This window comes from Streptomyces avidinii (genome assembly GCF_014650695.1).
Taxonomy (GTDB): domain Bacteria; phylum Actinomycetota; class Actinomycetes; order Streptomycetales; family Streptomycetaceae; genus Streptomyces; species Streptomyces avidinii.
Genome location: NZ_BMVL01000019.1, coordinates 142,966 through 155,923 on the forward strand (window position 1 = coordinate 142,966; position 12,958 = coordinate 155,923).

At 73.5% G+C, this 12,958-nt stretch carries 12 protein-coding genes and 1 pseudogene; 2 read left to right on the forward strand and 11 right to left on the reverse strand.

The window, feature by feature from the left end; translation table 11 throughout:
* Window positions 1–44: 44 nt before the first annotated feature.
* From IE257_RS34350 to IE257_RS34370, 5 genes are all read right to left on the reverse strand, one after another.
* On the reverse strand, window positions 45–1,169 hold the full coding sequence (locus IE257_RS34350) for a glycosyltransferase family 4 protein (RefSeq protein WP_229920834.1): 1,125 nt from the start codon (window positions 1,167–1,169) through the stop codon (window positions 45–47).
* 205 nt (window positions 1,170–1,374) lie between these two features.
* Complete coding sequence (recN, locus tag IE257_RS34355; RefSeq protein WP_189973776.1) at window positions 1,375–3,099, reverse strand: DNA repair protein RecN; 1,725 nt, start codon at window positions 3,097–3,099, stop codon at window positions 1,375–1,377.
* A 107-nt stretch (window positions 3,100–3,206) separates the two neighbouring features.
* Window positions 3,207–4,142 (reverse strand): NAD kinase, encoded by a 936-nt coding sequence (locus IE257_RS34360; protein ID WP_189973751.1) that lies wholly within the window; start codon window positions 4,140–4,142, stop codon window positions 3,207–3,209.
* Window positions 4,139–4,954 (reverse strand): TlyA family RNA methyltransferase, encoded by an 816-nt coding sequence (locus tag IE257_RS34365; protein ID WP_189973752.1) that lies wholly within the window; start codon window positions 4,952–4,954, stop codon window positions 4,139–4,141. The genes IE257_RS34360 and IE257_RS34365 overlap by 4 nt, the downstream gene beginning before the upstream one ends.
* A gap of 7 nt (window positions 4,955–4,961) precedes the next feature.
* Window positions 4,962–5,231 (reverse strand): hypothetical protein, encoded by a 270-nt coding sequence (locus IE257_RS34370; RefSeq protein ID WP_189973753.1) that lies wholly within the window; start codon window positions 5,229–5,231, stop codon window positions 4,962–4,964.
* A gap of 64 nt (window positions 5,232–5,295) precedes the next feature.
* Here IE257_RS34370 and IE257_RS34375 point away from each other — a divergent pair, with 64 nt between their 5' ends.
* Window positions 5,296–5,643 carry an SCP2 sterol-binding domain-containing protein gene (locus IE257_RS34375; RefSeq protein ID WP_052875800.1) on the forward strand — a complete coding sequence of 116 codons (348 nt, stop codon included), beginning with the start codon at window positions 5,296–5,298 and terminating at the stop codon, window positions 5,641–5,643.
* 131 nt (window positions 5,644–5,774) lie between these two features.
* Here IE257_RS34375 and IE257_RS34380 read toward each other — a convergent pair whose 3' ends face one another.
* The 4 genes from IE257_RS34380 to IE257_RS34395 are packed head-to-tail and all read right to left on the reverse strand — an operon-like array spanning window position 5,775 to window position 9,895.
* The gene (locus tag IE257_RS34380) at window positions 5,775–6,596 is read right to left on the reverse strand and encodes an ABC transporter ATP-binding protein (protein ID WP_229920835.1); all 822 of its coding nucleotides are present in this window, start codon (window positions 6,594–6,596) and stop codon (window positions 5,775–5,777) included.
* A gap of 17 nt (window positions 6,597–6,613) precedes the next feature.
* Window positions 6,614–7,681 (reverse strand): FecCD family ABC transporter permease, encoded by a 1,068-nt coding sequence (locus tag IE257_RS34385; protein ID WP_229920837.1) that lies wholly within the window; start codon window positions 7,679–7,681, stop codon window positions 6,614–6,616.
* 20 nt (window positions 7,682–7,701) lie between these two features.
* Window positions 7,702–8,769 (reverse strand): FecCD family ABC transporter permease, encoded by a 1,068-nt coding sequence (locus IE257_RS34390; RefSeq protein ID WP_189973756.1) that lies wholly within the window; start codon window positions 8,767–8,769, stop codon window positions 7,702–7,704.
* Window positions 8,770–8,818: 49 nt separating this feature from the next.
* Window positions 8,819–9,895 carry an HAD hydrolase-like protein gene (locus IE257_RS34395; protein ID WP_189973757.1) on the reverse strand — a complete coding sequence of 359 codons (1,077 nt, stop codon included), beginning with the start codon at window positions 9,893–9,895 and terminating at the stop codon, window positions 8,819–8,821.
* Between the two features lie 87 nt (window positions 9,896–9,982).
* On the opposite strand from IE257_RS34395, the gene IE257_RS34400 reads away from it, so the two are divergent.
* Window positions 9,983–11,254, forward strand: coding sequence for a DUF1015 family protein (locus IE257_RS34400; RefSeq protein ID WP_189973758.1), 1,272 nt, complete (start codon window positions 9,983–9,985; stop codon window positions 11,252–11,254).
* 77 nt (window positions 11,255–11,331) lie between these two features.
* Here the strand turns inward: IE257_RS34400 and IE257_RS34405 are convergent, their stop codons facing one another.
* Together IE257_RS34405 and IE257_RS34410 are read right to left on the reverse strand one after the other, a co-directional pair.
* Window positions 11,332–12,192, reverse strand: a complete 861-nt coding sequence (locus tag IE257_RS34405) for a tetratricopeptide repeat protein (RefSeq protein WP_194517284.1) — start codon at window positions 12,190–12,192, stop codon at window positions 11,332–11,334.
* Window positions 12,174–12,958 (reverse strand): annotated as a pseudogene (locus tag IE257_RS34410) (hypothetical protein); the annotation flags it as partial. The gene IE257_RS34405 and the pseudogene IE257_RS34410, both read right to left, overlap by 19 nt.

The window sequence follows — 12,958 nt, forward strand, 5'->3', positions numbered from 1 at the left end:
GGGGCGGCGCCCCCGGAGCGGCGGCGCGGCACGGCACGGCACGGCTAGCGGCGGGTTCGTTCCATCAGTTCGTCGTAGACGGACAGGACCTGCGCGACGGTGTCGTCCTCCGACGGCCACGTCGCGGCCTGGGCGCGCCCCGCCGCGGCCAGTGCGGCCCGCCGGTCCGGGTCGGCCAGGAGGCCGGTCACGGCCGAGGCCAGCGCCCCCGCCTCCCCCGGCGGGACCAGCACCGCGCCCTCCCCCACCAGCTCCGGCACGCCCCCCACCGTCGTGGCCACCAGCGGTACCCCGGCCCGCAGCGCCTCCTGCGCCAGCAGGGCCCGCGCCTCCCACCGGCTCGGCAGCACCGCCAGGTCCGCCGCCGCCAGCAGCTGCGCCGCGTCCCTGCGGCGGCCCAGCAGCCGCACCGGGAGCCCCTCCGCCTCGATCCGCCGGGAGAGTTCGGCACGTAGCGGCCCCTCCCCCGCGATCACCAGCAGCGGCATCGGGTCCAGGCCGCGCCACTCCTGTGCCGCGTCGAGCAGTACGGAGTACCCCCGGTGCGGCACCAGGCTGCCGACCGCGATCAGCAACGGCCGCTCCACCGCGCCGAGTTCCGCGCGCACCTTGCCGGGGTCGGCCGCCGCCCCCGTATCCGCCGGGCCCGTCGGGACCGCCACCGGGGCCAGCCGCGCGTCCCTGGCGCCCCGCAGCCGTGCGAGGTCCACCTGGTCCGAGGAGGCCCCGAGGACCACCGCGGCGGCCCGTGCGACGTGCCGTTCCAGGGCGCGGCTCAGCCGCCCGAGCGCACCGGCCGCCGTGGGGCCGTCACCGTGCCAGCTCACCACCAGCGGTACCCGGCGCCCGCGCATGGCCAGTGCGGCGCGCATCCCGGCGCGCACGCCGTGCGCGTGCACGAGGTCCGCTCCGGCGCACGCGGCCCGCAGCACACTGACCGCGTCGGGCGCGAACTGCGCCCCGGCGCCGGTGAAGTCGTACTCCCCCTCCGCATGGACGGGCGCGCACACCGTGACCCGTACCCCGCGCGCGGCGAGTCCGGTCGCGAGCGACCGTACGTGGGCGCTGCTGCCTGCGCCCGCGCCGCCGCCGAGTACTTGCACGGTGCGCAGCGGCGGCCGGCCGTAGGGCTGGGCCGGGAGGGAGGTGGAGACCGGGGAGCTGCTCACGGGCCGAAGCTCCAGGGTGAGGGAGTCAGTAGACCTGGCCAAGGATGCCAGTCCGCACGCGCGTTCCGGGACCATACGGGTGCGGATCCCGGACGAGATACCGCAGGACGCCCCTCATCCTCACCCACACGGACTATCGCCGGGTCGGCCCGGGCATGCCGAAGGGCCCGGAACGCCGCGCGTTCCGGGCCCTCACCGGGGCGCCTCACCCGTCCGCGCGTGCCGCCGCCAGCAGTTCCTCCGCGTGTGCCCGCGCCGAGACCGAGTCCTCGTGTCCGGCCAGCATGCGCGACAGTTCGCGGATCCGGGCCTCGCCCTCCAGGACGGTGACGCCGCTGCGGGTGACCGATCCGTCGTTGGTCTTCTCCACGAGCAGTTGACGGTCCGCGAAGGCCGCCACCTGCGGCAGGTGCGTGACGACCACGACCTGCGCCGACTTGGCGAGCTTGGCCAGCCGTCGGCCGACCTCGACCGCCGCCTTGCCGCCGACTCCCGCGTCGACCTCGTCGAAGAGGTAGGTCGGCACCGGGTCGGAGCCCGCGAAGACGACCTCCACCGCCAGCATCACCCGGGACAGCTCACCGCCCGAGGCGCCCTTGGCGATCGGCCGCGGCTGGGCGCCCGGATGCGGGGCGAGCAGCAGCTCGACCTCGTCCGCGCCCGAAGGCCCGTAGGCGACGGGGCGGCCGTCCACGTCCACGCCGTCGGGGTCCTCGGCCTGCCGGACGTCGATCGTGACGCGCGCGTGCGGCATCGCCAGCGAGGCCAGCTCCGCCGTCACCGCGGAGGCGAAGCGCGTCGCCGCCTCCACCCGAGCGTCCGTCAACGCCTGTGCCAGCAGGGAGAGTTCGTCGCGCAGCCCGTCGCGTTCGGCGGTCAGCTCGGTGATCCGCTCGTCGTCGCCGTCCAGTTCCAGCAGTCGTGCCGCGCCTTGTTCGGCCCACTCCAGTACGGCGTCCACGGTGCCCTCGGAGCCGTACTTGCGGGTCAGCTGGGTCAGTGCGGACCGCCGTTCCTCCACCGCCGCCAGCCGCAGCGGATCGGCGTCCAGGTCGTCGGCGTAGCCGGCCAGCTCCCCGGCCACGTCGGACAGCAGGATGCCCAGCTCCCCGATCCGCTCGGCGAGCGCGCCGAGCGCCGGGTCGTGCGACCGTACGGATTCCAGTGCCCGGTGGGCGCCCGCGACGAGCATGTTCGCGTCGATGGCCTCCGGGTCCTCGGGGTTGCCCGCGAGCGCGGCGTGCGCCAGCTGTGCCGCCGAGGCCAGCGATTCGGCGTGCCCGAGCCGCTCGGCCTCCGCCGCGAGTTCGGTGTCCTCGCCGGCCACCGGTTCCACGGCCGCGATCTCGTCCAGCCCGAAGCGCAGCAGGTCCGCCTCCTGGGCCCGCTCGCGCGCCCGGGTGGTGATCTCCTCCAGCTCCACGGCGACCGCGCGGAGCCTGCGGTAGGCCGAGCCGTACTTCTCCAGCGGGACGGCGACGGCGTCCCCGGCGTACCGGTCGAGCGCCTGCCGCTGCCGGGCCGGGCGCAGCAGCCCCTGCTGGTCGGTCTGCCCGTGTACGGCGACCAGGTCGTCGGCGAGCTCGCCGAGCAGGCCGACGGGCACGGAGCGACCTCCGACGTGGGCGCGTGAACGGCCTTCGGCGGACACGGTCCGGCTGATCAGCAGGGCACCGTCGTCGAGCTCGGCCCCGGCCTCCTCGGCCCGTACGGCGGCGGGGGCGTCCGGGCGCATGACGATGCGGCCCTCGACCACCGCCGCCTTGGCCCCGATCCGCACCAGGGCCGGGTCGGCGCGACCGCCGAGCAGCAGCCCGAGGCTGGTGACGACCATCGTCTTGCCCGCGCCGGTCTCGCCGGTCACCGCGGTGAAACCGGGCGACAGCTCGACCACCGCGTCGTCGATGACCCCGAGCGACCGTATCCGCATCTCCTCAAGCACGGGACGACGATACCGAGGTTTCATGGGTGCCATGTGACGTCACCCGTTCCGAGTTGTTCGAACGGATGTGCTATTAGAGGCGTGTGAACTGCGCCTCAGTGCGGTGCCCCGCGCCAACCCGACACCGGCAGCGCGAACTTGGCGACGAGCCGGTCCGTGAAGGACGCGTGGTGCAGCCGGGCGAGCCGTACCGGTACCGCGCCCCTGCGCACCTCGACCCGGGCCCCGGCGGGCAGCTCCAGCATCCGCCGGCCGTCGCACCACAGCACCCCGTGCGGCGTCCCGTTCTGCACCTCCACCGCCAGCACCGAGGTCGGCGAGGTCACCAGCGGCTTCGCGAACAGCGCGTGCGCGCTGATCGGCACCATCAGCAGCGCCTCCACCTCCGGCCAGACCACCGGCCCGCCCGCGGAGAAGGCGTAGGCCGTGGAACCCGTCGGGGTGGCGCAGACGATCCCGTCACAGCCGAAGCCGGTCACCGGGCGGCCGTCGATCTCCAGGACCACCTCCAGCATCCGCTCCGGGGACACCTTCTGGACCGCGGCCTCGTTCAGCGCCCAGTCCCGGTGGACCACATCGCCGTTCGTCCGCACGACCACGTCGAGGGTCATCCGCTCCTCGACCTCGTACGAGCGCGTGACCACCCGGTCCACGACCTTGTCCAGGTCGTCGCGCTCGGCCTCGGCGAGGAACCCCACCCGGCCCAGGTTGACGCCCAGCATCGGCACCCCCGAGGCACGCGCGAACTCCGCGCCGCGCAGCAGGGTCCCGTCGCCGCCCAGGACGATCAGCAGCTCACACCCGTCGAGCGCCCCCGGGCTGGACTCGGTGACCAGCTCCACCTCGGGCGGCAGCGGCAGGTCCACCGCCTCGTGCTCCATGACGCGGACGCCGAGCCCGCACCGAAGGAGACCCTGCACGACCAGCTCGGCGCTGCGGATGGCCGCCGGCCGCCCGGTGTGCGCGAGCAGGAAGACCGTCCGCCCCGTCCCCGAAACCCCTGAAACCCCTGCACCCGCTGAATCTGTCACTGCGGCCCCTCCGCCACTGCACGGTCAACATCCGCCGGGTCGAGTGCCGGTGCCCCCGCCCGCAGCCACAGAAAGTACTCGACGTTCCCCGACGGACCCGGCAGCGGACTCGCCGTCACCCCGAGAACACCCAGCCCCTGCTTCGCCGCCTGCGCCGCGACCTCGCGCACGGCCTCCGCCCGCAGCTCCGGGCTGCGCACCACCCCGCCGCTCCCCAGCCGGTCCTTGCCGACCTCGAACTGCGGCTTCACCATCAGCACCAGGTCGGCGTCCGGCGCGCAGCAGCGCACCAGCGCCGGCAGCACCAGGCCGATGGAGATGAAGGACAGATCACCGACGACCAGGTCGACCGGCACGCCGTCGAGCTGCTCCACCGTCAGCTCGCGCACGTTCGTACGGTCCTTGACCGTGACCCGGTCGTCGCTCTGCAGCGACCAGGCCAGCTGCCCGTAGCCGACGTCCACGGCCATCACGTGGGCCACGCCCGAGCGCAGCAGCACATCGGTGAACCCACCGGTGGAGGCGCCGGCGTCCAGCGCGCGGCGGCCCTCGACGGCCAGCCCGTGCGGCCGGAAGGCCGCCAGGGCGCCGGCCAGCTTGTGGCCGCCCCGGGAGACGTAGTCGGGGTCGCTGTCGTCCTTGAGGACCACCAGGGCCGCGCTGGTCTCGACCTGGGTGGCCGCCTTGGTGGCGGTGGTGCCGCCCACGGTCACCCGGCCCGCGGCGATCAGCTGCGCGGCGTGCTCGCGCGAGCGGGCCATGCTGCGGCGTACCAGTTCGGCGTCCAGGCGGCGGCGTGCCACTCCTGCCACGTTCGATTCAGCTCCTGTTTTCGTACGGACCAGGGACGGGCGGTGCGTCCAGCGCGGTCAGCGCCTCGCGCAGTCCCCTGTGGACATCCTCGTACACCTCGACGTGTCCGTCCGCCGCCAGGTGGTCCGCATCCGCCAGCCGCGCCAGGTGCGCGTCCACACCGGCATGGCCGGTGGGCGTGCGTACGACGCCCAGCGCCACGGGCCCGGCGGGCTCGGCGGGCTCTTCGGGCCCGGCGGGCTCTTCGGCCCGGGTCTCGGCAGCTTCGTCGGTCATGCCCCGACGCTACCTCGAAGCGCCCGGCGACCACGCACGGCTCTGCGGTACGGTCGTGATCACGATGGCTACGATCCAGGAGTGCCGCGAAGCACTCGACAGACTCTCCGACAACCTCGCCCGGGCCGATGAGGGCGTACGCGGCGCGGCCGCGTTCGACCGCTCCCTGAGCTGCCACATCACGGACCTGGACCAGACGTTCACGGGCCGGCTGCAGGCGGGCCGGATCCGGGTGGACGCGCTCACCCCGGGCCCGCCCGCCGACAAGGCGGAGATCCGACTCGCGATGACCGGTGACGACCTCGTGGCGCTGGTCGCGGGCGAGCTGAAGTTCGCCAAGGCCTGGGCCTCCGGCCGAGTCCGCCTGGAAGCGGGCTTCCGCGACCTGCTCCGCCTCAAGAGCATGCTCTAGCGCTCTCGGCCCCGCCGGCGGCCGAGGCTCCGTCTCAGTCCCGCCGGCGTTCGAGGCGCGGGGGTCCGGGGGCAGCGCCCCCGGCAACGGCGCCGCACCCGGCATCCGGCCCGGCCCGCCCGCCCGGAGGGTTACTCGGCCCGGGCCACCACACGGGCCCTGCGCGCCGCCGGAACCACCAGCGGCGTCCCCGTCTCCGGGTCGTCGATCACCTGGCAGCGCAGCCCGAACACCCTCTCCACGAGCTCCGCCGTGACCACCTCCTGCGGCGGCCCCTCCGCGACGACCTCCCCGCCCCGCATCGCGATCAGGTGCGTCGCGTAGCGGGCCGCGTGGTTGAGGTCGTGCAGCACCGCGACGAGCGTGCGCCCCTGGTTCTCGTGCAGCTCCGCGCACAGGTCCAGCACGTCGATCTGGTGCTGGATGTCCAGGTACGTCGTCGGCTCGTCGAGCAGCAGCAGCGGGGTCTGCTGCGCCAGCGCCATGGCGATCCACACCCGCTGCCGCTGCCCGCCCGACAGCTCGTCCACGGCCCGGTCGGCGAGCTCGGCGACCCCGGTCGAGGCCATCGACTCGTTCACGACCCGCTCGTCCTCGGCCGACCACTGCCGCAGCAGCCCCTGGTGCGGGTACCGGCCGCGCGAGACCAGGTCGGCCACCGTGATGCCGTCCGGCGCGATCGAGGACTGCGGGAGCAGGCCCAGGGTCTTGGCGACCTTCTTCGCCGGCATCGACCCGATGGCCTGCCCGTCCAGCAGCACCCGCCCGGTGGACGGCTTCAACATCCGGGAGAGGGCCCTCAGCAGGGTGGACTTGCCGCAGGCGTTGGGGCCGACGATCACCGTGAAGGAGTTGTCGGGGATCTCCACCGACAGGTTCTCGGCGATGACCCTCTGGTCGTAGCCGAGTGTCACGTTCTCCGCGGTCAGCCGCTGCACTTGCGTACTCCTCATATCGCGATGCTTCGCAGTCATATACGTCCCGCCCTGCGCTCGGTGACGAGCAGCCAGAGCAGGTAGATGCCGCCGACGAGGCCGGTCACCACGCCCACCGGCAGCTGGTCGGCGCCGAAGGCCCGCTGCGAGGCCAGGTCGGACACCATCAGCAGGACCGAGCCCATCAGGGCGCCGGTCAGCAGGTTCCCGCCGGGCGAGCGGGTCAGCCGCCGGGCCAGCTGCGGCGCGGCCAGTGCGACGAAGCTGATGGGCCCGGCCGCGGCGCTCGCCGCGGTGGTGAGCAGGATCGCCGCGAGCATCAGCAGCATCCGCGTCCGCTCCACCCGCACGCCGACGGCGTGCGCGGCGTCGTCGCCCATCTCCATCATCCGCAGGGCCCTGCCCTGCCCCAGGACCAGCGGGAAGAGCACCGCGCAGACCGCGAGCAGCGGCCACACCTGCGCCCAGTCCCGGCCGGCCAGCGAGCCGGTCAGCCAGACCATGGCACGGGTGGCCTCGATCATCTGGGCCTTCGTGATCAGGTACTGGATCACGGCAATGAGAATGGCGGAGGCACCGATACCGACGAGCACCAGCCGGTAGCCCTGGATGCCCTGCTTGTACGCGAGCAGGTAGACGGCGACTCCGGCCAGCAGGCCGCCGGCCAGCGCGCCGACGGCCACCTCGGTGGCGCCGCCCTTGAACAGGATGATGACGACGAGTGCGCCGACCGCCGAGCCGTAGCCGAAGCCGAGCAGGTCCGGGGAGCCCAGCGGGTTGCGGGAGACGGACTGGAAGACGCCGCCCGCCATCCCGAGCGCCGCGCCGACGAGAAGCGCCACCAGGACCCGGGGCAGCCGCAGGTCGTTGACGATGAAGTCGTTGGCCGGGGTGCCGTTGCCCAGCAGGGTCTGTACGACGTCCCACGGCGCGATCGGAAAGTCGCCGGTGCCGATGAGCACGACGGCGAGCGCGAGCGCCGCGGCGGTCAGCAGGACGCCGACGGCCAGAGCGCGCCGCTCGACGCGCAGCGAGATCCCGCCGGGCAGGTGCAGCGGACGGGCTCCGGACCGGCCCTTGCGGGGGCTGTCGGTCGCGGTCACGGTGGTGGTCGCGGTCGCGCTCACAGCTGGGCCATCCTCTTGCGCCGAACCAGGTAGATGAAGACCGGGCCGCCGATGAGCGCGGTCACGACGCCGACCTGGAGTTCGGCGGGCCGGGTGACGACACGGCCGATGACGTCGGCGCCGAGCAGCAGTACCGGCGACAGGACGGCCGAGTACGCGAGCACCCAGCGCATGTCCGGCCCGGTGAACGCCCGCACCAGGTGCGGGACCATCAGCCCGATGAACACGATCGGCCCGCACGCGGCGGTCGCCGCACCGCACAGCAGGGTAATGGCGATCATGGCGCCGACCCGGGTGCGCGTCAGGTGCGCGCCGAGCGCCCGCGCCGTGTCGTCGCCCATGGCCATCGCATTGAGCGGCCGGCCCAGCGCCAGCGCCAGCACCGCGCCGACGAGCAGGAAGGGGGCCACCTGCCGCACGGTGTCCATGTTGGCCGAGGCCAGCGAACCCACCGTCCAGAAGCGCAGCTTGTCCAGGGCCTTGGTGTCCATCAGCTGCACGGCGTTGATGTATCCGACCAGGGCCGCGCTGGCCGCCGTACCGGCGAGCGCGAGGCGCACCGGCGTCGCGCTGCGGCTGCCGCCGAGCACGTACACGACGACCGAGACCGCGGCGGCGCCGAGGAAGGCCCACCACACGAACTCGCTCAGCGAACTCGCGCCGAAGAAACTGATCGCGGAGACCACGGCGGCCGCGGCGCCCGCGTTGACACCGAGGATGCCGGGCTCGGCGAGCGGGTTGCGGGTCAGCGCCTGCATCACCGCCCCCGACAGGCCGAGTCCGAGCCCGACCATCAGACCGAGGAGGGTGCGCGGGATCCGCAGGTCCCGCACCACCACGTCGGCAGGTGTCCCCGCGTAGGCGAACAGGCCGTGCCAGACCTCGTCCAGGGACATCTGCTTGGCGCCCACGGCGATGCTCACGACGGCGATCAGTGCCAACACCGCGAGGGCGGCGAGCAGACCGACGGCGCGCGCGGCGTGGCGCGGGCGGGCTACGGCGGCCACGGCGCCCTCTGGGGGCGCCGCGCTCCGTTCGGGTTCGGGGGGACTCTCGACCAACACGCAGGTTAGGCTAACCTATCCTCCGCACGGATCGGGTCCCCCGTACGCCCTAAAGACCCAGCCTGGCCAGCGCCTTCGCCGCGTCCAGCGTGCAGACCCCGTTCCCGGCCGCCGTCCAGGCCGCCGCGCACAGTGCCCGCAGACCGTCGATCGGGTCCGCGCCGTCCGCCGTGAGCGCACCGTCCGACCCGTCCGTACCGTCCGCGGTGCGCAGTTCCAGCACGCCGCCGTTCGTCGCGACCGCCGTCCAGCCGCCGCAGCGGAAACCCTCCGGAACCGGCTCCACCTCCGGCTGCCCGGTCAGCAGCCCGCGCAGATCCCGGTCCACGTACGTGGGCCGGTGCCTGGGCTCGGCCCGCAGCAGCTGCTCCGCGTCCGTCACCCCGGTCAGCACCAGCAGCGAGTCCACCTCCCCGTTGAAGGCGCCCTCGATATCGGTGTCCAGCCGGTCCCCGACCACCAACGGCCGCTCCGCCCCGGTCCGCAGCACCGTCTCCCGGTGCATCGGGGGCAGCGGCTTGCCCGCCACCTGCGGCTCCGCGCCCGTGGCGATCCGTACGACCTCCACCGCGGCCCCGTTGCCCGGCGCGATCCCCCGCGCCCCGGGAATCGTCAGGTCGGTGTTCGAGGCGAACCACGGCACGCCGCGGTTGATCGCGTACGAGGCCTCCGCGAACCGCCCCCACGGCAGGTCGGGACCCCCGTACCCCTGGACGACCGCCGCGAGGCCCTCCTCCTCGGCCGAGTCCACCGGCACCAGACCCCGCTCGCGCAGCGCGACCCTCAGCCCGTCCCCGCCGATCACCAGCACCTTCGACCCCGGCTCCACCTGGTCCGCGATCAGCCGGGCCACCGCCTGCGCCGAGGTGATCACCTCGCCCGCCTCGGTCGGGATGCCCAGCTCGCCCAGGTGCTCCGCGACCGCGTCCGGCGTCCGCAGCGCGTTGTTCGTGACGTACGCGAGGTGCATCCCGTCGGCCCTGGCCGCGGCCAGGGACTCCACCGCGTACGCGATGGCCTCGCCGCCCGCGTACACCACCCCGTCCAGGTCCAGCAGGGCGGTGTCGTACGCCTGGTGCAGACTCTGCTCACTCGCCGCGGGACTGGTCCTGCTCTGCCGGGTCATCCTGTCCGCTCCTCATGAGATCGATCTTGTCCGATTCCGTACTCCCCCGATCATCCCGCATGGCGAGACGCGTCTTACGATGCACCAATGACCACTTCTCGCACCGCGGAACAGGGACTGCGCCTGATCCCGTTCCATGGCCTGCGCTACGTCCCGGAGCGTGTCGGCAGCCTGGCCGCCGTCACCTCGCCGCCGTACGACGTGGTCGTGCGCCCCGACGGAGTCGACCACCTCGAATCCGCCGACCCGCACAACATCGTCCGCCTGATCCTCCCGCAGGCCGGCACCCCGGCCGCGCGCAACGAACAGGCCGCACGCACCCTGCACGACTGGCTCGCCGAGGGCATCCTGAGCGCCGACCCGGAGCCCGCCCTCTACGTGTACGAGCAGCGCAGGGCGGGCCTGTTGCAGCGCGGCGTCATCGGCGCCCTCGCCCTGACCACCGCCGACGCGGGCATCGTCCTGCCGCACGAGGACGTCATGCCGGACGTGGTCACCGACCGGGCCGGCCTGATGCGGGCCACCTCCGCCAACCTCGAACCCCTCCTCCTCACCTACCGCGGCGACGATCCCGGCGCGGGGGCGGCCGCGGTCGTCGAGCGGACCGCCCGGCGCGCCCCCCTGCTGTCGACCACCACCGAGGACGGCTTCCAGCACCGCCTCTGGGCCATCACGGACCCGGCCGAACTCGCCGCTGTCACGACGGATCTCAGCCATCGCCAGGCCCTCATCGCCGACGGTCACCACCGCTGGGCGACGTACCTGCGCCTCCAGGAGGAGCACAGCTCCCCCACCGCCTGGGACTTCGGCCTGGTCCTCCTCGTGGACACCGCCCGCTACCCGCTCCAGGTCCGCGCCATCCACCGGATGCTGCGCCGCCTTCCCGTCGCGAACGCCCTCGCCGCCCTCGACGGTCACTTCCGTGTCCGCCCGGTCGACGGGCCGCTCCCGCTGGCCCTGGACTCCCTCGCGGACGCCGCGGAACGCGGCAATGCCTTCATCGTCGCCGGCGACGGCGCCTTCCACCTGGTGACCGACCCTGACCTGGCCCTCCTCGACCGCACGGTCCGCCACGACCGGCCCGAGGCCTGGCGCCGGCTGGACGCCACCGTCCTGCACGCGACCCTGCTGGATTCCCTCTGGCAGATCCCGGACGCCCCGGACCAGATCACGTACATCCACGACGCCGCGTCCACCGTCGCGATGGCGGAGCGGCACGGCGGGACCGCGGTCCTGCTGCATCCCGTACGCGAGGAGGTCGTACGGGACCTGGCCCGCCAAGGAGTCACCATGCCCCGCAAGTCGACGTCCTTCGGGCCGAAGCCGGCGACGGGCCTGGTCCTGCGCGGCCTGGGCTGACCTGACCCCGTCCGGACATGAAGAAGGGCGGTATCCCGACCGGGGTACCGCCCTTCTTCATGTCACCGTGCCGTGCGTCAGGCCTTGTCGTCCTCGACGTCGACGTCGGAGTCGGCCTCGGACTGCTCCAGCGGCTCGTACTCCTCGTCGTCCTCGTCGTAGTACTCGGCGACGTCGGAGGCGCGCTCGGCCGCGGCGATCTCCGCCGGGTCCTCACCCTCGTCGTCGTCCTCGTCCTCGTCGATGTCGGCGTCGGCGTCGGCGTCGATGTCGCCGTCGACGTCGATGTCGGCGTCAGCCAGGTCGATCGCGGCGTCGACGAACTCGACACCGTCGAGCTCGGCGAGGCGGTCGGAGGCGTCGGTGGCCCCGTCCTTGTCCGCTTCGAGGGTCTTGCCGAACCACTCGCGTGCCTCGTCCTCGCGACCGGCCGCCAGCAGGGCGTCGGCGTAGGCGTAGCGCAGGCGCGCGGTCCACGGCTGGACGGAGCTGGAGGCGAGCTCCGGGCTCTGCAGGGTCACGATGGCTGCTTCCAGCTGACCCTGGTCCCGCCGGGCACCGGCCGCGACCAGACGCATCTCGACCTGGCCGGCCTTGTCCAGCTTCTGCACCTCGGGCTCACCGGCCATGGCCAGCGCCCGCTCCGGACGGCCGAGGCCGCGCTCGCAGTCGGCCATGACGGGCCACAGCTCGACCGAACCGGTCATGCGCTTGGCGGCGCGGAACTCGGCGAGGGCCTCGCTGTACTTCTGCGTGGCGTACGCGGCGAAGCCGGCGGCCTCACGGACGGCGGCGACGCGGGAGGCCAGCCGCAGGGCGATGCGCGAGTACGCGTACGCCTGCTCGGGCTCCTCGTCGATCAGCCGGGCGACCATGACGAGGTTCTTGGAAACCTCTTCGGCCAGGCCCTTGGGCAGGCTCAGCAGCTCCTGACGCACATCGGCGTCGATCTCGAGGCCGGTGACGTCCTCGTCGATCGGAAGCCGCTTGACCGGGTCGCGGTCACGGTCGGCGCGGAAGTCGCGGTCGCCACCACGGTCGTCGCGGCCGCGGTAGCCGCCGCCACGGTCGTCACGGCGGGGGTACGACGGGCGGTCGCCGCCACGGTCGTCGCGACCACGGTAGCCACCACGGTCACCGCCGCGGTCGTCGCGGCCACCACGGAACCCACCACGGTCACCGCCACGGTCATCGTCGCGACGGGGGTAGGACGGGCGGTCGCCACCTCGGTCGTCACGGCCACCACGGAACCCACCGCGGTCGTCATCACGACGGGGGTACGAGGGACGGTCGCCGCCACGGTCGTCGCGACGGAAGCCGCCGCCACCACCGCTGGAGGGACGACCACCACGGTCATCATCACGACGCGGGTACGAGGGACGGTCCCCGCCACGGTCATCACGACGCGGGTAGGACGGACGGTCGCCACCGCGGTCGTCGCGACGGAAACCGCCGCCACCACCGCTGGAGGGACGACCACCACGGTCATCATCACGGCGCGGGTAGGACGGACGGTCGCCGCCACGGTCGTCACGGCCACCACGGAACCCACCCCGGTCGTCATCACGACGGGGGTACGAGGGACGGTCCCCGCCACGGTCATCACGACGCGGGTAGGACGGACGGTCGCCGCCACGGTCGTCGCGACGGAAACCGCCGCCACCACCGCTGGAGGGACGACCACCACGGTCGTCATCACGACGG